Raw genomic sequence first — 19,525 nt, forward strand, 5'->3', positions numbered from 1 at the left:
TGTCCCAACGAAGCGGCACAACGCTAAAAGCTAAAAATTATTTTTCCTAATTAAGGGGTTAATCAATGTTTACCAGTCAAGAAGGCAAGAAAGTCCCGCAGGTTACTTTCCATACCCGTCAGGGCGACCAATGGATTGATGTAACCACTGATGACCTGTTCAAAGACAAAACCGTCATCGTATTCTCGCTGCCGGGCGCGTTCACGCCGACCTGCTCTTCCAGCCACCTGCCGCGCTACAACGAGCTGTCCAGCGTCTTCAAACAGCACGGCGTCGACGGCATCCTGTGCGTCTCGGTGAACGACACCTTCGTGATGAACGCCTGGAAAGCCGATCAGCACGCGGAAAACATCACCTTCGTGCCGGACGGCAACGGCGAGTTCACCAAAGGCATGAACATGCTGGTCGAAAAAGCGGATCTGGGCTTTGGCCCGCGCTCATGGCGCTATTCAATGCTGGTGCGCAACGGCGTAGTGGAAAAAATGTTCGTCGAGCCGAACCAACCGGGCGATCCGTTTGAAGTGTCCGACGCCGACACCATGCTGAAATACCTGGCGCCGGAATTCAAAGTGCAGGAATCGGTTTCCCTGTTCACCAAACCGGGCTGCCCGTTCTGCGCCAAGGCCAAACAAATGCTGCAAGAGCGCGGCATTCAGTACGAAGAAATCGTGCTGGGCAAAGACGCCACCACCGTCAGCCTGCGCGCCGTCAGCGGCCGCGCCACCGTACCGCAGGTATTCATCGGCGGCCGGCACATCGGCGGCAGCGATGACCTGGAAACGTTCCTGTCAGCCTGATTAACAAGTAATAACTAAGCCAACGTGAACTTTGGCGGGCTCCGGCCCGCCCTTTTTTTACCTTTCAGGAGCGGATATGAAACAGTTGAACGTCGACGTCGCGGTTATCGGCGGCGGCACCGCCGGGCTCGGCGCCTATCGCGCGGCCAAGCTTTCTACCCCCAGCGTGGTGATGATCGAAGGCGGGCCTTACGGCACCACCTGTGCGCGCGTTGGCTGCATGCCGTCCAAACTGCTGATTGCCGCCGCCGAGGCGGTGCATCAAATCGAACGCGCGCCGGGTTTTGGCGTGCACCCCACCGGCAAGACGCGCATCGACGGCCGCGAGGTGATGAGCCGCGTCAAACGCGAACGCGACCGATTTGTCGGCTTCGTGCTGGAAGGGGTGGATGAGATCCCCGCCGGCGACAAGATCCGGGGCTACGCCCGTTTTATCGACGACAACACCCTGCAGGTGGACGAACACACGCGCATCGTGGCCCAGCGCATCGTAATCGCCAGCGGCTCTCGCCCGAGCTGGCCGGCGGCCTGGAACGATCTGGGCGACCGCCTGATCGTCAACGACGACGTTTTCGACTGGGACGATTTGCCGCAGTCCGTCGCGGTGTTTGGCCCCGGCGTGATCGGTCTGGAACTGGGCCAGGCGTTGCACCGCCTCGGCGTGGACACCAAAGTGTTTGGCGTCGGCGGCGCGGTCGGCCCATTGACCGACAGCGCGGTGCGCCACTATGCCGCCAAAACGCTGGGCGAAGAATTTTACCTCGACGCCGACGTTAAGGTGGAGATGATGCAGCGCGAAGGCGACCAGGTGTTTATCCGCTATCGGGATAAACAGGGCCAGCCGCAGGACATCATGGTGGATTACGTGCTGGCGGCGACCGGGCGCCGGCCCAACGTCGATCGCCTGGATCTCGACAACACCCGCCTGCAGCTCGACGCCAAAGGCGTGCCGCTGGCCGATCGCCTGACGATGCAAACCAGCGTGCCGCACATTTTCATCGCCGGCGACGCCAGCAACCAACTGCCGCTGCTGCATGAAGCCAGCGATCAGGCGCGCATCGCCGGCGCCAACGCCGGCAGCTTCCCGGAAATCAACCCGGGCCTGCGGCGCAGCGCCATTTCGGTGGTGTTCTCCGATCCGCAAATCGCCATGGTCGGCTCCACCTTCCGCGAGCTGAGCGAAAAATTCAGCGCCTGCGGCTGCTTCGACGTCGGCGAGGTCTCGTTTGAAAATCAGGGCCGTTCACGGGTGATGCTGCGCAACAAGGGCATTCTGCACGTTTACGGCGAACAGGGCACCGGCCGCTTCCTCGGCGCCGAGATGATGGGGCCGGAGGTCGAGCACATCGCCCACCTGCTGGCCTGGGCGCATCAGCAGCAGATGACCGTCAATCAGATGCTGGACATGCCGTTCTATCATCCGGTCATCGAAGAAGGGCTGCGCACCGCGTTGCGCGATCTGCAGGCCAAGCTCAGGCTCGGCGAGGCCGAGGCGGAACGCTGCCAGCGCTGCCCGGGCGAGTAATCGGCTAAAAAACCAAGGGCGCAGTTCACGGAGTGAACTGCGCCCTTGCCCTCGATTAGCTCAACTCAAGCCAAACGCTGCTTCGCTTCGGCGATCGCCGCGGCGACCTGCTGCGGAGCAACGCCGCCCTTGGCCGCACGCTTGTCCAGACAGGACTGCAGCGCCAAAATCGGGTAGACGTCGTCGCCAATCACCGCGCTGAACTTCTGCAAATCGGCCAGCGGCAACGCTTCCAGCGCCTTGCCCTGGCGAATGGCTTCCACCACCGCCTCGCCGACGATATGGTGCGCCTCACGGAACGGCACGCCCTTGGCGACCAGGTAGTCCGCCAGCTCGGTGGAGTTGGCGTAGCCCTGCTCCGCCGCTTCTTTACAGCGCGGACGTTTCACCTGAATGCCGTCCAGCACCAGCGCCGCCATCTGCAGACAGTCCATCCAGGTGTCGAGCGCGTCGAACAGCCCTTCCTTGTCTTCCTGCATATCTTTGTTGTACGCCAGCGGCAGGCCTTTCAACGTCATCATCATGCCGGTCAGCGCACCCTGCACACGGCCGCACTTGCCGCGGACCAGTTCCAGCGCGTCCGGGTTTTTTTTCTGCGGCATCAGCGAAGAGCCGGAGGTCACGCGGTCGGAAAGCTCGACAAAGGCCGCTTCGCCGCTGTTGAAGAAGATCAGGTCTTCGGCAAAGCGCGACAGGTGCACCATGCTGATGGCGGCGTTAGACAGCAGCTCCAGCACGTGGTCGCGGTCGGAAACGCTGTCCAGACTGTTGCGGGTCGCAGAGGCGAAGCCCAGCCAACCGGCCAGCTGATCGCGATCGATAAGATAAGCGGTGCCGGCCAGCGCGCCGCTGCCCAGCGGGCTGACGTCCAGACGTTTCAGGGTATCCTGCAGGCGGCTTTCGTCACGGGCCAGCATTTCCACATACGCCAGGCACCAGTGAGCGAAGGTCACCGGCTGCGCGCGCTGCAGGTGAGTGTAACCCGGCATCACCGCGTCCTGATTGGCTTCGGCGGTTTCCACCAGCGCCTGCTGCAGCTGCACGATGGCCTGATGCAGTTCACTGACCTGCAGTTTGCACCACAGCTTCAGGTCGGTCGCCACCTGGTCGTTACGGCTGCGGCCGGTATGCAGTTTTTTGCCCAGGTCGCCGACCTTGTCGATCAGCTTCTGTTCCACCCAGCTGTGGATATCTTCCGCGTCGCTGCTGACGATCGCCAAGGGATCGGCCTGCACTTCTTCCAGCAGCACGCCCAGCGCCTGCTCAAGCCGCTGCTGTTCCTCTTCCGTCAATACGTTGACGGTCACCAGCGCCTTTGACCAGGCCACCGAGCCCACGATGTCCTGTTCCGCCAGGCGATAATCGAAACGCAGCGAATCATTGAGCTGTTTGAACCGCTGATCTGCCGCCTGTGTGAAGCGTCCGCCCCAAAGTGCCATACTTTTACTCCTACATTATGCAAATAAGGGCGCAGCATGCTGCGCCCTTCACCAGCCACGCCAAAGAAGATTACTTGTTCTTTTTCTCGTTCAACGCGCGGATGCGTGAAGACAGCGAGAACAGACGGATAAAGCCGCCCGCGTGGCTGTGATCGTAAACCTCGTCTTCGCCGAAGGTGGCGAACTCTTCGGAGTACAGGCTATTGGCGGATTTTTTCTGGATCGCCGTTACCTGGCCCTTGTACAGCTGCAGCACCACTTCGCCGTTCACCTCTTCGGCCAACGCCTCGGCGGAAGCCTGCAGGGAACGACGCAGCGGCGCGAACCAGCGGCCGTCGTACACCACATAAGACATTTCCAGGCCCAGCTGTTCGCGCCATTTGAAGCTGTCGCGGTCCAGCACCAGCTGCTCAACGCCGCGCAGCGCCGCCACCATGATGGTGCCGCCCGGGGTTTCGTAGCAGCCGCGGGACTTGATGCCCACCAGGCGGTTTTCCACGATATCGATACGGCCCACGCCGTGTTTGGCGCCCAGCACGTTCAGGGTTTCCAGGCATTTGTAAGGCGACAGCGACTCGCCGTTCACCGCCACCACGCGGCCTTTTTCCACGGTGATGGTCACCTGCTCCGGCTGATCCGGCGCCTCCTGCGGATCGACGGTCCAGACCCAGCAATCTTTGTTCGGTGCGTTCCACGGGCTTTCCAGCACGCCGCCTTCGGTAGAAATGTGCCAGGCGTTCTCGTCGCGGCTGTAGATTTTTTCCAGCGACGCGGTGGTCGGAATGTTGCGCTCTTTCAGGTAATCCAGCAGCGCCTCGCGGGAACGCAGGTTCCACTCACGCCAAGGCGCCACCACTTTCAGCTGCGGCGCCAATGCGGTGTAGGTGGTTTCGAAACGCACCTGGTCGTTGCCTTTACCGGTTGCGCCGTGGCACAGCGCGTCCGCGCCGACCTTCAGCGCCAGCTCAACCTGCGCCTTGGCGATGATGGGACGCGCCATCGAGGTGCCCAGCAGGTAGCTGCCTTCGTACAGTGCGCCGGTTTGCAGCACCGGATACACGTAATCGCGGATAAATTCTTCACGCAGATCCACCACGTGACACTCAGAGGCACCGGACTGCAGGGCTTTTTGCTCCACGCCTTCCAGATCGCTGCGCTCCTGGCCGATGTCCGCCACGAACGCCACCACTTCGCAGCCGCCGTAGTTCTCTTTCAGCCATGGAATGATGGCCGAGGTATCCAGGCCGCCGGAGTACGCCAGAACGATTTTTTTGATGCCTTGGTTTTGCATGGTCTATTCCTTTTTAATTCTATATTTAAGCGAGGATCCGGGTGCCAATCGACACGCCGTTAAACAGAGCGGGAAGCTGATCGGCATGGCGCCAGCTGGCGATATCCACCGGGCGGCCGAGGGTGCGGGCGGCATCAAGCGCCGCATTCACCTTCACCACCATACCATCGGTGATGATGCCCTGGGCAATCAGTTGTTCCGCTTTTTGCGCCGTCATTTCCGCGATGCGCTGCCCTTTGCCGTCAAGGATGCCGCTGACATCCGACAGCAGGATCAAATCCGCACCCAGGGTAGCGGCCAGCGCCGTCGCCGCCTGATCGGCGTTCACATTCATGAGCTGCCCGTCGGCGGTGATGCCGATGGAGCTGATCACCGGCAAATAGCCGGCGCCCAGCAGGGTATTGACCAGCGCCGGCGAACCCGGCTGCGCGTGGCCTACGTGGCCCAACGCCGGGTCGAGTTGCGTTACGGACACGCTGCCGCCGTCCGCCAGGCTCAGGCCGACCGCGTTAATCTGGTGCTTGATGGCCCACGCCAGCAGCGTTTTGTTGGCGGTGCCGGCCAGCGCGCCGGTAATGATGTCGATCTGATCGGCCGGGGTCACCCGCAGGCCGTTCTTCTTCACCACCGGCAGGGACAGCTGTTTCATCAGCTCATCCACTACGCAGCCGCCGCCGTGCACGATAATCAGCGGGCGCTGCTGCTGCTGGCGATAGCTGTCCAGCGCGGTAAACAGACGCTCCAGCGCTTCTTCACTGTCTAATAACACGCCACCTAACTTGATAATTAACGGGTTCATCGCTGTTTACTCACGCTGGTTTAAAGAAGTGACTGGGTTTCAGGGAAACCGAAACGAATATTCAGGCATTGCACCGCCTGAGCGGCTGCGCCTTTCAGCAGATTGTCTTCCGCCGCTACGGCGATCAGGTGCTCGCCCTGTACCGCAAAACCGATGTCGCAGAACGGCGAACCCACCACCGCTTTCAGCGCCGGCACGCCCTGGTCGTACAGCCGCACCAGCGGTTTGTCGTCATAGGCGGCATGATAGGCGGCGGCCACCTCCTGCGCGGTCACGCCGGCTTTCAGACGGCAGGTGATGGTTTCGAGAATACCACGCGGGAAGTTACCCAAATGTGGCGTAAAGATGACCGGCACGCCCAGATGCGCCACGATTTCCGGGTGGTGGCGGTGGTTGAAAATACCGTACGGCTGCAGGCTCACTTCGCAGAAGCTGGTGGTGACGCTGGCCTTGCGCCCGGCGCCGCTGACGCCGCTGGTGGCGTTGATCACCGGCCACTGATCGGGATTCAGCAGCTGCTTTTCAATCAGCGGCTTCAGCGCCAGCTGCGCCGCCGTCGGGTAGCAGCCCGGCACGGCGATCAGCTGCGCCCGTTTGATCCGCTCGCTCTGCCATTCGGCCAGGCCGTACACCGCCTGCTCCAGCAGATCGTCGTGCTGGTGTTCGAAACCGTAGTATTGGCTGTAGAAAGCGGCGTCCCGCACGCGGAAGGCGCCGGAGAGATCAAACACCACGCAGCCCGCCGCCAGAAAGGCCGGCGCGATATCGTGGCTGACTTCATGGGCGGTGGCGAGGAACACCACGTCGATGCCCTTGGCCGCTTCGGCAACGTCCACCAGCGGCCGCAGCGGCAGATCGACGATGCCTTTCAACTGGGGATGCAGATCGGAAAGCAATTTTCCTGCATCTGCACTTTGCGCTGAAACCGCTAAAGCGGTTATGTTCATGTGTGGGTGGCGATTAAGGTAGGCCGTGAGCTCCGCTCCGGCGTAACCGCTGGCACCAACAATCAGCGTATTCAACATGTGGCCGTTCACCTTCTTGACTGACGTGTGGTCGTATTCGACTCAGGTAACAGGGCTCGCCAGCGTTGTTGCGCCGTCCACCCACGAGGTCGAGCGTTGATGTTTTTATAAACATCCGGGTATCGGGTTCCCTTACGCTCCAGCTTATTGTATTTTTATTCAAAATAAATGCATGAATATTGATACTACCCTAACCAAAGGCTGTCAACAGTGAAGATGAAATTACCTCCATTTATTGAGCTGTACCGGGCGTTGATCGCCACTCCGTCGATCAGCGCCACCGACGGCGCCCTCGATCAGAGTAATGAAGCATTAATCAACTTGCTGGCCGAATGGTTTGCCGATTTGGGTTTCCGCGTCGACGTACAGCCGGTGCCGGATACCCGCAACAAGTTCAACCTGCTGGCCAGCATTGGCGAAGGCAGCGGCGGCCTGCTGCTGGCGGGCCATACCGATACCGTGCCCTATGACGAAGGCCGCTGGACGCGCGATCCCTTTACCCTGACCGAACACGACAACAAGCTGTACGGCCTGGGTACCGCCGACATGAAAGGCTTCTTCGCCTTTATTCTCGACGCGGTGCGCGACATCGACGCCGGCAAGCTGACCAAGCCGCTGTACATTCTGGCCACCGCAGATGAAGAAACGACGATGGCCGGCGCACGTTATTTCGCCGCCTCCACCGCCATTCGTCCCGACTTCGCCATCATCGGCGAGCCGACCTCACTGCAGCCGGTGCGCGCGCACAAGGGCCATATCGCCAACGCCATTCGCATCGTCGGCCAATCCGGCCACTCCAGCGATCCGGCGCGCGGCGTCAACGCCATCGATCTGATGCACGAGTCCATCGGCCAACTGATCGAGCTGCGCAAAACGCTGCAGGAACGCTACAACAACCCGGCGTTCGCCGTGCCTTACCCGACCATGAACTTCGGCCATATCAGCGGCGGCGACGCGGCCAACCGCATCTGCGCCTGCTGCGAACTGCATCTGGATATCCGCCCTCTGCCCGGCATGACGCTCGACAACATCAACGAGCTGATGCACCAGGCGCTGGAGCCGGTAAGCCAGCGTTGGCCGGGCCGTTTGACCATCGAAGAGCTGCACGCCTCGGTGCCGGGCTATGAATGCCCGACCGACCACCGCATGGTGGCGGTGATTGAGGAACTGCTGGGCACCCGCACCCAGGTGGTCAACTACTGCACCGAAGCGCCGTTCGTTCAACAGGTGTGCCCGACGCTGGTGCTGGGCCCCGGTTCCATCGATCAGGCGCATCAGCCGGATGAATATATTGATACCGCGTTTATCGAGCCGACGCGCAAACTGTTGGGGCAGCTGGTCGATCATTTTTGCCGGCGCTAAACCTGACAATAAGCAGGGGAATGCCTTATCATTCCCCTACCTCAAAATAAGTATAAACAGGCTGAAATAAGCCAGACTGATAACCGGCGCTCCGTAATTAAATTTCAGAAAATGCGCCGATTTTGATGTTTTTTTGCTAAAAATAGTGTCAATTGACGATTGGACAGGAAAGTGGTGCGATGAAACAGGCGGTCCGCGCCTGACGCGTGAAATTTACTTACAAGATAAAAATCATACAGAATTGGGTCAGGGGTTATATGAACGAACAATATTCGGCAATGCGAAGTAATGTCAGTATGCTCGGCAAATTGCTCGGCGATACCATCAAAGAAGCGCTGGGCGAGCATATTCTCGATCGCGTTGAAACTATCCGTAAGCTTTCCAAATCTTCACGCGCCGGCAACGAAGCGCACCGCCAGGAGCTGCTCTCCACGCTGCAAAACCTGTCCAACGACGAGCTGTTGCCGGTGGCGCGCGCGTTCAGTCAGTTCCTTAATCTGACCAACGTGGCCGAGCAATACCACAGCATTTCCCCCAATGGCGAAGCCGCCAGCAACCCGGAAGCGCTGGCGCAGCTGTTTACCCGGCTGAAAGACAAGAAGCTCAGCACCAAAGAGCTGCAAAACGCCGTGTCCCAGCTTTCCATCGAGCTGGTGTTGACCGCGCACCCAACGGAAATCACCCGCCGCACCCTGATCCACAAGCTGGTGGAGGTCAATACCTGCCTCAGCCAGCTCGACCACAACGACCTGGCCGACTACGAGCGCAACAAGATCATGCGCCGTCTGCGCCAGTTGGTGGCGCAATCCTGGCACACCGACGAGATCCGCAAGTACCGCCCTTCACCGATTGACGAAGCCAAATGGGGCTTTGCGGTGGTGGAAAACAGCCTGTGGGAGGGCGTGCCGGCCTTTCTGCGCGAGTTCAACGAACAGCTGGAAAACTCCATCGACTACAGCCTGCCGGTAGAAGCGGTGCCGGTGCGCTTCACCTCGTGGATGGGCGGCGATCGCGACGGCAACCCGAACGTGACCGCCGAAATCACCCGCCACGTGCTGCTGCTCAGCCGCTGGAAGGCCTGCGATCTGTTCACCCGCGATATTCAGGTGCTGGTGTCTGAACTGTCGATGACCGAATGCACCCCGGAACTGCGCGCACTCGCCGGCGGCGATGAGGTGCAGGAACCCTATCGCGAGATCATGAAGCAGCTGCGCAGCCAGCTGACCAGCACCCAGGCCTACCTGGAAGGCCGCCTGAAGGGCGAACGCGTCCTGAAGCCGCACGACCTGCTGGTGAGCAACGAACAACTGTGGGAACCGCTGTACGCCTGCTATCAGTCGCTGCAGGCCTGCGGCATGAGCATCATCGCCAACGGTCAGTTGCTGGATACCCTGCGCCGCGTGCGCTGCTTCGGCGTGCCGCTGGTGCGCATCGACGTGCGTCAGGAAAGCACTCGCCATACCGAAGCCATCGCCGAACTGACCCGCTATCTGGGGTTGGGCGACTATGAAAGCTGGTCGGAAGCCGACAAACAGGCGTTCCTGATCCGCGAACTGAACTCCAAACGCCCGCTGGTGCCGCTGAAATGGGAACCGAGCGCCGATACGCAGGAAGTGCTGGAAACCTGCCGGGTGATCGCCGAAGCGCCGCAGGGTTCGATCGCCGCCTACGTGATTTCGATGGCGCGCACCCCTTCCGACGTGCTGGCGGTGCATCTGCTGCTGAAAGAGGCCGGCTGCCCGTTCGCGCTGCCGGTCGCCCCGCTGTTCGAAACCCTCGACGACCTGAACAACGCCGACGACGTGATGACCCAGTTGCTGAACATCGACTGGTACCGCGGCTTCATTCAGGGCAAGCAGATGGTGATGATCGGCTATTCCGACTCGGCGAAAGACGCCGGCGTGATGGCGGCCTCCTGGGCGCAGTACCGCGCGCAGGACGCGCTGATCAAAACCTGCGAAAAGGCCGGGGTGGCGCTGACGCTGTTCCATGGCCGTGGCGGCTCCATCGGCCGCGGCGGCGCGCCGGCGCATGCGGCGCTGCTGTCGCAGCCGCCGGGCAGCCTGAAAGGCGGCCTGCGCGTCACCGAACAGGGCGAGATGATCCGCTTCAAGTTCGGCCTGCCGGAGGTCACCATCAGCAGCCTGGCGCTGTATGCCGGCGCCATCCTGGAGGCCAACCTGCTGCCGCCGCCGGAGCCGAAGAAAGAGTGGCGCACGCTGATGGACGAACTGTCTGACACCTCGTGCCGGATGTACCGCGGCTACGTGCGCGAGAACCCGGACTTCGTGCCCTACTTCCGCGCCGCCACGCCGGAGCTGGAGCTGGGCAAACTGCCGCTGGGTTCGCGCCCGGCCAAGCGCAAGCCGAACGGCGGCGTAGAAAGCCTGCGCGCCATCCCGTGGATCTTCGCCTGGACGCAGAACCGCCTGATGTTGCCGGCCTGGCTGGGCGCCGGCGCTGGCCTGCAGGAAGCGGTGAAAGCCGGCAAGCAGCACCAGCTGGAAACCATGTGCCGCGACTGGCCGTTCTTCTCCACCCGCATCGCCATGCTGGAAATGGTGTTCGCCAAGGCCGACCTGTGGCTGGCGGAATACTACGATCAGCGCCTGGTGGACAAATCGCTGTGGCCGCTGGGCCAGCAGCTGCGCGATCAGCTGGAAAGCGACATCAAGGTGGTGCTGACCATCGCCAACGACGCGCACCTGATGGAAGACCTGCCGTGGATCGCCGAATCCATCGCGCTGCGCAACGTCTACACCGATCCGCTGAACGTGCTGCAGGCCGAGCTGCTGCACCGCTCGCGCCAGCAGGCACATCCGGACGCCCGCGTTGAGCAGGCATTGATGGTCACCATCGCCGGCGTCGCCGCCGGGATGCGCAACACCGGCTAGGCCGCGCGATACGGCGCCTGCTCACCGAGGGGCCGTTTCTTATCAAACAAAAAGGGCGCTGTGGTTACACAGCGCCCTTTTCACGATCCGTCAATATAATCAGGCGGCCGCCACCGGCCGCACGCCCAGGGTGTGGCAGATCGCATAGCTCATCTCGGCGCGGTTCAGCGTGTAGAAGTGGAAATCCTTCACCCCTTCGCGGCTGAGGATCTTCACCATGTCCATGGCGATATTGGCGCCGACCATCTTGCGGGTTTCCGCATCGTCGTCCAGCCCTGCAAACATGCTGGTCATCCAGCTCGGCACCCGCACGTTGGTCATGGTGGCGAAGCGCTGCAGCTGCTTGAAGTTAGACACCGGCAGAATGCCCGGTACGATTTCCACGTCGATGCCGGCGGCCACGCAGCGGTCACGGAAGCGCAGGTAGCTCTCCACGTCGAAAAAGAACTGGGTGATGGCGCGATTGGCGCCGGCGTCGATTTTACGCTTCAGGTTGATCAGGTCGGCCTGGGCGCTTTTTGCCTCCGGATGCACTTCCGGATAAGCGGCAACCGAGATATCGAAATCACCCACGTCTTTCAGCAACGTCACCAGATCGGTGGCGTACATTTCGGGCTTGCCGCCGCCCGGCGGCAAATCGCCGCGCAGCGCCACGATATGGCGGATGCCGCTGTTCCAGTAATCGGTGGCGATATCGCGCAGCTGCGCCGGGCTGGCGTCGATGCAGGTCAGGTGCGGCGCCGCCTCAAGGCCGGTACGATCCTTGATCCCCTTGATGATGCTGTGGGTGCGGTCGCGCTCGCCGGAATTGGCGCCGTAGGTCACGGAAACGAATTTGGGTTTGAGGCTGCTCAGACGATCGATCGACTGCCACAAGGTATCTTCCATCTCGCTGGTGCGCGGCGGAAAGAACTCGAATGATACGTTAATCTGGCCGTTTAACTCCGCCAGACTCTGATTCAGCGCTTCCCGCTGGTTTGCGTGGAAAAAACTCATACCCTGCCCGCCTCTTGTCGATCACTGTTTTATTTCATTTTAATAAGCGTCTATACGTTTAGACGTCTAGATAGAAAATGCCGTATGTTGGCTAAAGAGTCAACAGGAAAGTGAGGGTAATAAGATGATTAATCCTCACCCGTTAAGAGAAAGAATTTCATGATGTCGGCGCAGGTAATTATGGCAGGAAAAACGAAGGGGCGCGGCGAGGCGCGCCCCAGAGAGAATTAAAGCAGCTGCGCCAAACGGTTAAGATCCGACTGGATCGCGCCGGCGGTCACGTCGCGGCCGGCGCCCGGCCCACGGATCACCAGCGGGTTGTCGCGATACCAGCGGCTGTCGATGGCGAACACGTTGTCGCACGGCAGCAGCGAAGCCAGCGGATGCTCGGGACGCACCGCCTCCACGCCGACCCGCGCCTTGCCGTTGGCGTCGAAGCGCGCCACGTGGCGCAGCACCAACCCCATTTCACTGGCGGCCTCAAAGCGTTGCTGCATCTGCTGGTTCAGCGCATCGCCGTTCTCGAAGAACTGATCGACGGAGCCCTGCTCACAGCCCGCCGGCACCAGCGACTCGACCCGCACCTGATTCGGTTCGATGTCATAGCCCGCTTCGCGCGCCAGGATCACCAGCTTGCGCATCACGTCCTGGCCGGACAGATCGACCCGCGGATCCGGTTCGGTCAACCCCTGCTGCCAGGCCTGATCCACCAGCTCGGTGAACGGCACCGTGCCGTCGTACTGCAGGAACAGCCAGGACAGCGTGCCGGAGAAAATGCCGCTGATCGCCAGAATGCTGTCGCCGCTGTCGCGCAGATCGCGCACCGTGTGGTTGACCGGCAGGCCGGCGCCGACGGTGGCGTTATACAGCCAGTGGCGGCCGGTTTTGGCGAAGGCGTCGCGGATTTGGCGATAGGTGTCGCCGCACGATGCCCCGGCCAATTTGTTGGCGCTGATAACGTGGAAACCGTAGCTGGCGAAATCCAGATACTGCTCGGCCAGGTTTTCGCTGGCGGTAACGTCGAGCACCACCAGATCGTCAAACGGGTGCGCGCGCATCCACAGGAACAGCGACTCTTCGTCCAGCTCCTGCGCCTCTTCCTCAAAGAACGCCAGCGCGCGGCTGGCGTCCAGCCCGTCGTAGTCCAGCAGGCTGCGGCGGCTGTCCACCACCCCCGCCAGGCTGAACTCGAAGCCGCTGCGGGCGGAAATGTTTTTTTGCTCGCGGGCGAACAGCTCCAGCCAGCGCGAGCCGATGTTGCCCTTGCCGAACAGCACCAGGCCGATGCGTTTTTCCGCGCGGAATAGGCTCTGGTGCAGCCCCTGGATCAACAGCGCGGTCGGGCCCTGACGCAGCACCGCCACCAGGCTGATGCCGTCTTCCGCCTGCCAGATAAACTCTACCGGCTGATCTTTCAGCTGCTGATAGAAACGGTGACTGTGCAACGGATTCTTGCACACCCCCGCTCCCACCAGCGCCACCAGCGCCAGGCCTTCACGCAGCTGCAGCTCGCCCGGCAACGCCGCGCCCTGCAGGATGCGCAGCGCGCTGTTGGCCACTTCGGAGGTGTAGCACAGCTGCACCAGGCTGCGATCGGGGTGAACGCCCACCGCCAACGGTTTGATCTGCGCGCGTTTCAGCACCAGATCCAACTCTTTTTGCGCCAGCTTGAAATCATGCTGGCCGGCCACGCGCAGTTCGATCAGGCAAACGTCGTCATGACTGGTGACAATCTTGGCGCCGGTGCCGGAAGCCAGCACGCGCTCGATGCGCGTCGAACCCTGTTCCGGCTGATAGCTGCAGCGCAGCTGAAGATCGATATCGCTGCCGGAAACCGGCTGCAGGGTGCGGGTGTGCAACACCGGCGCCGCCAGGCGCGCCAGTTCGCTGGCCTCGTCCAGCCGCAGCAGCGGCAGCAGGCAGGCGTCCTTCACCTTGCGCGGGTCGGCGCTGTATACCCCGGCCACGTCGCTCCAGATGGTTACGCGCTCAGCGCCGGCCAAGGCGCCGATCTGGGTCGCGGAATAGTCGCTGCCGTTACGCCCCAACAGCACGGTTTCTCCGGCGTCGTTGCGTGAAATAAAGCCGGTCACCACCAGGCGCTTGCCCGGGTGCTGAGCCAGCAGCTGTTGCAACAGCGGGTAAGAACGGCCTTCGTCCACCTGCGGCTGCGCGGCGCGCTCCGCACGCAGGAAGTCACGCGCATCAAGCCAGGCCGCCTGCATATCCAGCTGATTGAGCACCGCCGCCATCAGCCGCGCCGACCAAATCTCGCCGTGCCCCACCACTTCGGCGTAGCAAACGTCGTCGACCTTGTCGTCCAGCAATACCGCCAGGCGCTCCAGATCCTGAATGAACCGGGCGATCAGCGGCTCCGCGCTCTCCGGCGGCAGCAGGCCGCCGATCAATTCGCTGTGATAACGGCGCAGCGCTTGCTGCACCTGATGCGCAGAGAGGCGATCGCTCTGACTGAGCTTCAGCCAGCTGATCAATTGGTTGGTGGTGCTGCCGGCGGCCGACACCACCATCATGTCGCCCGGCTGGCTATATTCGGCCATGATCCCGGCCACGCGCAGATAACACTTCGCGTCCGCCAGGCTGCTGCCGCCAAACTTGTGCAGTTGACGCCCGCTCACCGGCCCTGCTACCGCAATTGCATTCATGCTTACCTCGTTGCCGCCGCCTGGAAAGCGCGTTCCAGATCGGCAATCAAATCTTCACTGTCTTCAATACCCACGGAAATGCGCAGCAGGCTCTCGGAGATGCCGGCCGCCGCCCGCGCTTCCGCCGCCATACCGGCGTGGGTCATGGTCGCCGCATGCGAGATCAGGCTTTCTACGCCGCCCAACGATTCTGCCAGAGTAAACAGCTCAAGGGCAGAGAGAAAACGGCGCAGTACCGCTTCATCGCCGTCCAGTTCAAAGCTCAGCATCGCGCCGAAGCCACGCTGCTGCCGACGGGCAATCTCATGCCCCGGGTTTTCCGGCAGAGAAGGATGATACAGCTTTTTCACCAGCGGTTGCTGCTGTAAATAACTGACAATCGCCTCGGCGTTTTGTTGCGCCGCCTTGATGCGCGGCGACAGGGTGCGCATGCCGCGCAGCAGCAGATAGCTGTCGAACGCGCCGCCGGTCACGCCAATATTGTTAGCCCACCAGGCCAGCTCGACCGCCAGCGCCGGATCTTTGGCAATCACCGCGCCGGCCACCACGTCCGAGTGGCCGTTAAGGTATTTGGTACAGGAATGGACCACCAGATCGGCACCCAGTTCGATCGGCTGCTGCAGCGCCGGGCTGAGGAAGGTGTTGTCCACCACCGTCAGCGCACCGGCGGCGTGCGCGGCGCGACAGATGGCGGCAATGTCCACCACCCTCAGCAGCGGGTTGCTGGGGCTTTCGATCAGCACCAGCTTGGGTTTTTGCGCCAATGCCTGCCGCAGCGCTTCTTCATTCCCCTGATCGACGAACAGCACCCGGTAGGCGCCGCGCTTGCTCAGGCTGTCGAATAAACGGTAGCTGCCGCCGTAGCAGTCGTGCGGCGCCACCAGCAGATCGCCGGGCTGCAGAAAGACGGTGGTCACCAGGTGGATAGCCGACATCCCGCTGCCGGTCATCACCGCGCCGGCACCGCCTTCCAGCTCCGCCAAGGCGCGTTGCACCACGTCGCGCGTCGGGTTGCCGCGGCGCGAATAGTCATGGGCTCGGGGTTGGTTGAAGTCGGTAAAATTATAGGTGCTGGACAGATGGATCGGCGGGACAACGCAGCCGTACTGTTCGTCGTCGTTCAGGCCGCTGCGTACGGCAATCGTGGCTGGTTTACGCGTCATAGGGTCGCTCGGCTCTCGGGATGTCGGTGAATGAGGCCTAAAGATTAATCGCATCGAGTATAGACGTCAATACATCTGGACATCTAAACTTCTTTGCGTATAGATTGAGCAAAGCCGCAATACCCGCTAAAATTATGCCAGTTTGACATGACGATAAGATGTTAACCGAAAATGCATAGGCGGAGCCTATCGAACCTCGGCATTCAGTGACCCTGGTCGCGTAAAATTGACATTTATTTAGTGAGAACAGTGAAGATCGGGCATAATTGGCCGGTTTTTAGAATTTTGTAATTTTTCTGACAAATTTAAGGTGTCCCATGGCTGAGTGGAACGGCGAGTATGTCAGCCCTTACGCTGAACACGGTAAAAAAAGCGAGCAAGTAAAAAAAATCACGGTATCCATTCCGCTGAAGGTCCTGAAAATCCTCACCGACGAACGGACCCGTCGCCAGGTGAACAACCTGCGCCACGCCACCAACAGCGAATTGCTGTGCGAAGCGTTCCTGCATGCCTTTACCGGCCAGCCGCTGCCGAACGATGAAGACCTGCGCAAAGAACGCAGCGACGAGATCCCGGAAGCCGCAAAGCTGCTGATGCGCGAACTGGGTGTCGATCCCGATACCTGGGAATATTAAGCGCCGGCCTGCGAACGCAGGCGGCAGAAACGAAAAAAGGCGCCGAAGGCGCCTTTTTCATCTGACGATAAGAAATCTTATTTCTTAGCGCCTGGTACGCTGAAGCGCTTGTTGAAGCGGTCAACGCGGCCACCGGTAGCAACGTCACGCTGCTTGCCGGTGTAGAACGGGTGGCATGCGCCACAAACGTCCAGGTTCAGATCGTGACCCACGGTAGAGCGGATTTTGATCACGTTACCGCAAGAGCAGTTAGCAGTAACTTCGTCGTATTTTGGGTGGATACCTTGTTTCATGGGAAACCTCAGTTAAGGCCGTGTCGCTATCCAGCCCTGTTTCGCCAGACACCACACGTGGTTGATAATAGAATTTGGTATCGAATTATACCAAAGGCGGCAAATTATACAGAATTAAAAGTGCCGCGCAATCGGAACCGTACATTTGCCGGCGCGCCGTGTAAACTGATGGCCTCTTTTTTTCACTCTGGATGACCCCATGCCCGTTGTTCACGTTGCTTTGCCGGTACCCCTCGCCCGCACCTTCGACTATCTGCTGCCGCCTGGCCCGCAGCCGGTGGCCGGCGCGCGCGTTTGCGTGCCCTGGGGCAAGCAGCGGGCGATCGGCATCGTCACCGGCTGCAGCGAAACCAGCGAGCTGCCGCTGGAGAAGCTGAAACCCATCGACAGCGTTCTCGACCACGCCTCGCTGTTCTCTCCCAGCCTGTGGCGAATCCTGCGCTGGGCCAGCGATTACTACCATTACCCGATCGGCGAAGTGCTGTTTCACGCGCTGCCGATCCTGCTGCGGCAGGGCAAACCGGCCGAAGCCGCGCCGCTGTGGCAGTGGTTCGCCACCGAACAGGGCCGCGCCACGCCGCCGGAAAGCCTGAAGCGCGCGCCCAAGCAGCAGCAGGCGCTGGCGGCGTTGCTGCAGCGCCCGGTCTATCGTCATCAGGTCAGCCAGCTCGAGCTGACCGAGAGCGCCCTGCAGGCGCTGCGCACCAAAGGGTTGATCGACCTGCGCTCGCAGGTCGCCGCCACCCAGGACTGGCGCCCCCATTTCGCCGTGCTGGGGGAACGGCTGCGGCTGAACACCGAGCAGGCCACCGCGGTGGGGGCGATCAGAAGCGAGGACGAGCAGTTCGCCGCCTGGCTGCTGGCCGGGGTGACCGGCTCCGGCAAGACCGAGGTCTACCTCAGCGTGCTGGAGAACATCCTGGCCAAGGGGCGGCAGGCGCTGGTGCTGGTGCCGGAAATCGGCCTGACGCCGCAGACCATCGCCCGTTTCCGCGAACGCTTTAACGCGCCGGTGGACGTGCTGCACTCCGGGCTGAACGACAGCGAACGGCTGGCGGTATGGCTGCGCGCGCGCAGCGGCGAGGCCGCCATCGTTATCGGCACCCGCTCGGCGCTGTTCACCCCGTTCCAGCGGCTGGGCGTGATCATCATCGACGAAGAACACGACAGCTCTTATAAACAGCAGGAAGGCTGGCGCTATCACGCCCGCGATCTGGCGGTGTTCCGCGCCCGGGAAGAAAACATCCCGATGGTGATGGGGTCCGCCACCCCGGCGCTGGAAACGCTGCACAACGTGCAGTTGGGCAAATACCGCCAGCTGAAACTCACCCAGCGCGCCGGCAACGCCAAGCCGGCGGCGCAGCACCTGATCGATCTGAAAGGCCTGCCGCTGAAGGTCGGCCTGTCGCAGCCGCTGCTGAAAAGCATGCAGCACCATCTGAAGGCCGGCAATCAGGTGATGCTGTTCCTCAACCGCCGCGGTTACGCCCCGGCGCTGCTGTGCCACGAGTGCGGCTGGATCGCCGAATGCCAGCGCTGCGACCATTACTACACCTTCCACCAGAATCAGCGCCAGCTGCGCTGCCACCACTGCGACAGCCAGCGGCCGGTGCCGCACCAGTGCCCGCAGTGCGGCTCCACGCACCTGGTCTCGGTCGGCGTCGGCACCGAGCAGTTGGAAAACGAACTGGCGCCGCTGTTTCCCGACACCCCGATCACCCGCATCGATCGGGACACCACCAGCCGCAAGGGCTCGCTGGAACAACATCTGGCGGATATCCACCGCGGCGAATCGCGCATTCTGATCGGCACCCAGATGCTGGCGAAGGGTCACCACTTCCCGGACGTCACGCTGGTGGCGCTGCTGGACGTCGACGGCGCGCTGTTCTCCGCCGACTTCCGCTCCGCCGAACGCTTCGCCCAGCTGTATACCCAGGTCTCCGGGCGCGCCGGGCGGGCGGGCAAACAGGGCGAGGTGCTGTTGCAAACCCACCACCCTGAGCATCCGTTGCTGCAAATTTTGCTGCAACAGGGTTACGACGCCTTCGCCGCGCAGACCCTGGCGGAGCGCAACAGCGTATTCCTGCCGCCCTACACCAGCCACATTATCGTGCGTTCGGAAGATCATGATAATCAGCAGGCGCCGCTGTTCCTGCAGCAGCTGCGCAACCTGCTGGAGGCCAGCCCGCTGAAGGACGACGCGCTGTGGGTGATGGGGCCGGTGCCGGCGCTGCAGTCCAAACGCGGCGGCCGCTTCCGCTGGCAGCTGCTGCTGCAGCATCCTTCCCGGCGGGCGTTGCAACAGTTAATGAAGAGCTCGCTGCCGTTGATCGGCACCCTGCCGCAGGCGCGGAAGGTGAAGTGGACCCTGGACGTCGATCCGATAGACAGTTGATCCCAGAAAAGTCTGATTCAGTTGCCTTGAGGCAAACGTTTACCCTTGAAATTGCGAGCGAACGCTAAAAAACCTTCTCAAGTCACATTTTTTATGCAAATTAGGTAACAAAGGCGAGACATATTCTGTTTAGAATGTCTGCCAAGAGAAATTTTGTCGCCGAAAGTCGCGGCGTACAGAAAGGCTCAAGCGCGGATGACGAGAAATGATAACAACACCCTCACCGCACGCCGAAAATTGTGAGCAAA

Annotated in this window: 14 protein-coding genes; 6 read left to right on the plus strand and 8 right to left on the minus strand. The window is 61.4% G+C overall.

The annotated features are described in order from the left end of the window. Positions 1–65: 65 nt before the first annotated feature. A complete protein-coding gene (locus tag CKW09_RS23565; RefSeq protein WP_061799724.1) occupies positions 66–797 on the plus strand; it encodes a glutathione peroxidase in 732 nt (243 codons plus the stop codon). 76 nt (positions 798–873) lie between these two features. After that, on the plus strand, positions 874–2,322 hold the full coding sequence (locus CKW09_RS23570) for a dihydrolipoyl dehydrogenase (RefSeq protein ID WP_095099805.1): 1,449 nt from the start codon (positions 874–876) through the stop codon (positions 2,320–2,322). Positions 2,323–2,387: 65 nt separating this feature from the next. Here the strand turns inward: CKW09_RS23570 and argH are convergent, their stop codons facing one another. From argH to argC, 4 genes are all read right to left on the minus strand, one after another. Then, positions 2,388–3,761 carry an argininosuccinate lyase gene (gene argH, locus CKW09_RS23575; protein WP_095099808.1) on the minus strand — a complete coding sequence of 458 codons (1,374 nt, stop codon included), beginning with the start codon at positions 3,759–3,761 and terminating at the stop codon, positions 2,388–2,390. Positions 3,762–3,831: 70 nt separating this feature from the next. After that, positions 3,832–5,052 (minus strand): argininosuccinate synthase, encoded by a 1,221-nt coding sequence (locus CKW09_RS23580; RefSeq protein ID WP_061799731.1) that lies wholly within the window; start codon positions 5,050–5,052, stop codon positions 3,832–3,834. 25 nt (positions 5,053–5,077) lie between these two features. Further along, positions 5,078–5,851 (minus strand): acetylglutamate kinase, encoded by a 774-nt coding sequence (argB, locus tag CKW09_RS23585; protein ID WP_061799732.1) that lies wholly within the window; start codon positions 5,849–5,851, stop codon positions 5,078–5,080. 20 nt (positions 5,852–5,871) lie between these two features. After that, a complete protein-coding gene (gene argC, locus CKW09_RS23590; RefSeq protein WP_061799733.1) occupies positions 5,872–6,876 on the minus strand; it encodes an N-acetyl-gamma-glutamyl-phosphate reductase in 1,005 nt (334 codons plus the stop codon). 216 nt (positions 6,877–7,092) lie between these two features. Between argC and argE the strand changes: the two genes are divergently transcribed. Together argE and ppc are read left to right on the plus strand one after the other, a co-directional pair. Continuing rightward, entirely contained in the window at positions 7,093–8,238 is a 1,146-nt protein-coding gene (argE, locus tag CKW09_RS23595) for an acetylornithine deacetylase (RefSeq protein ID WP_061799734.1), read from the plus strand. A gap of 257 nt (positions 8,239–8,495) precedes the next feature. Further along, complete coding sequence (gene ppc, locus CKW09_RS23600; RefSeq protein ID WP_061799736.1) at positions 8,496–11,132, plus strand: phosphoenolpyruvate carboxylase; 2,637 nt, start codon at positions 8,496–8,498, stop codon at positions 11,130–11,132. A gap of 99 nt (positions 11,133–11,231) precedes the next feature. Here ppc and metF read toward each other — a convergent pair whose 3' ends face one another. The 3 genes from metF to metB form a co-directional block, all read right to left on the minus strand. Then, positions 11,232–12,128, minus strand: coding sequence for a methylenetetrahydrofolate reductase (metF, locus tag CKW09_RS23605; protein ID WP_061799737.1), 897 nt, complete (start codon positions 12,126–12,128; stop codon positions 11,232–11,234). A 227-nt stretch (positions 12,129–12,355) separates the two neighbouring features. Beyond that, positions 12,356–14,791, minus strand: coding sequence for a bifunctional aspartate kinase/homoserine dehydrogenase II (locus tag CKW09_RS23610; protein ID WP_061799738.1), 2,436 nt, complete (start codon positions 14,789–14,791; stop codon positions 12,356–12,358). A gap of 2 nt (positions 14,792–14,793) precedes the next feature. Continuing rightward, positions 14,794–15,954: a cystathionine gamma-synthase gene (gene metB, locus CKW09_RS23615; protein WP_061799740.1), complete on the minus strand. Its 1,161-nt coding sequence runs from the start codon at positions 15,952–15,954 to the stop codon at positions 14,794–14,796. A 317-nt stretch (positions 15,955–16,271) separates the two neighbouring features. Here metB and metJ point away from each other — a divergent pair, with 317 nt between their 5' ends. Continuing rightward, positions 16,272–16,589, plus strand: coding sequence for a met regulon transcriptional regulator MetJ (metJ, locus tag CKW09_RS23620; protein ID WP_012147461.1), 318 nt, complete (start codon positions 16,272–16,274; stop codon positions 16,587–16,589). Positions 16,590–16,666: 77 nt separating this feature from the next. On the opposite strand, the gene rpmE is transcribed toward metJ, so the two are convergent. Beyond that, positions 16,667–16,882, minus strand: coding sequence for a 50S ribosomal protein L31 (gene rpmE, locus CKW09_RS23625; RefSeq protein ID WP_073970353.1), 216 nt, complete (start codon positions 16,880–16,882; stop codon positions 16,667–16,669). Between the two features lie 199 nt (positions 16,883–17,081). Between rpmE and priA the strand changes: the two genes are divergently transcribed. Further along, entirely contained in the window at positions 17,082–19,277 is a 2,196-nt protein-coding gene (gene priA, locus CKW09_RS23630) for a primosomal protein N' (RefSeq protein ID WP_095099816.1), read from the plus strand. Positions 19,278–19,525: the final 248 nt, after the last annotated feature.

This window comes from Serratia ficaria (genome assembly GCF_900187015.1).
In the GTDB taxonomy this organism is placed as follows: domain Bacteria; phylum Pseudomonadota; class Gammaproteobacteria; order Enterobacterales; family Enterobacteriaceae; genus Serratia; species Serratia ficaria.

What these genes read in the sequence shown, in the direction of transcription:
- CKW09_RS23565 (WP_061799724.1), top strand. Translation starts at nt 66, where the DNA reads ATGTTTACCAGTCAAGAAGGCAAGAAAGTCCCGCAGGTTACTTTCCAT.
- CKW09_RS23570 (WP_095099805.1), top strand. Translation starts at nt 874, where the DNA reads ATGAAACAGTTGAACGTCGACGTCGCGGTTATCGGCGGCGGCACCGCC.
- argH (WP_095099808.1), bottom strand. Translation starts at nt 3,761, where the DNA reads ATGGCACTTTGGGGCGGACGCTTCACACAGGCGGCAGATCAGCGGTTC.
- CKW09_RS23580 (WP_061799731.1), bottom strand. Translation starts at nt 5,052, where the DNA reads ATGCAAAACCAAGGCATCAAAAAAATCGTTCTGGCGTACTCCGGCGGC.
- argB (WP_061799732.1), bottom strand. Translation starts at nt 5,851, where the DNA reads ATGAACCCGTTAATTATCAAGTTAGGTGGCGTGTTATTAGACAGTGAA.
- argC (WP_061799733.1), bottom strand. Translation starts at nt 6,876, where the DNA reads ATGTTGAATACGCTGATTGTTGGTGCCAGCGGTTACGCCGGAGCGGAG.
- argE (WP_061799734.1), top strand. Translation starts at nt 7,093, where the DNA reads ATGAAATTACCTCCATTTATTGAGCTGTACCGGGCGTTGATCGCCACT.
- ppc (WP_061799736.1), top strand. Translation starts at nt 8,496, where the DNA reads ATGAACGAACAATATTCGGCAATGCGAAGTAATGTCAGTATGCTCGGC.
- metF (WP_061799737.1), bottom strand. Translation starts at nt 12,128, where the DNA reads ATGAGTTTTTTCCACGCAAACCAGCGGGAAGCGCTGAATCAGAGTCTG.
- CKW09_RS23610 (WP_061799738.1), bottom strand. Translation starts at nt 14,791, where the DNA reads ATGAATGCAATTGCGGTAGCAGGGCCGGTGAGCGGGCGTCAACTGCAC.
- metB (WP_061799740.1), bottom strand. Translation starts at nt 15,954, where the DNA reads ATGACGCGTAAACCAGCCACGATTGCCGTACGCAGCGGCCTGAACGAC.
- metJ (WP_012147461.1), top strand. Translation starts at nt 16,272, where the DNA reads ATGGCTGAGTGGAACGGCGAGTATGTCAGCCCTTACGCTGAACACGGT.
- rpmE (WP_073970353.1), bottom strand. Translation starts at nt 16,882, where the DNA reads ATGAAACAAGGTATCCACCCAAAATACGACGAAGTTACTGCTAACTGC.
- priA (WP_095099816.1), top strand. Translation starts at nt 17,082, where the DNA reads ATGCCCGTTGTTCACGTTGCTTTGCCGGTACCCCTCGCCCGCACCTTC.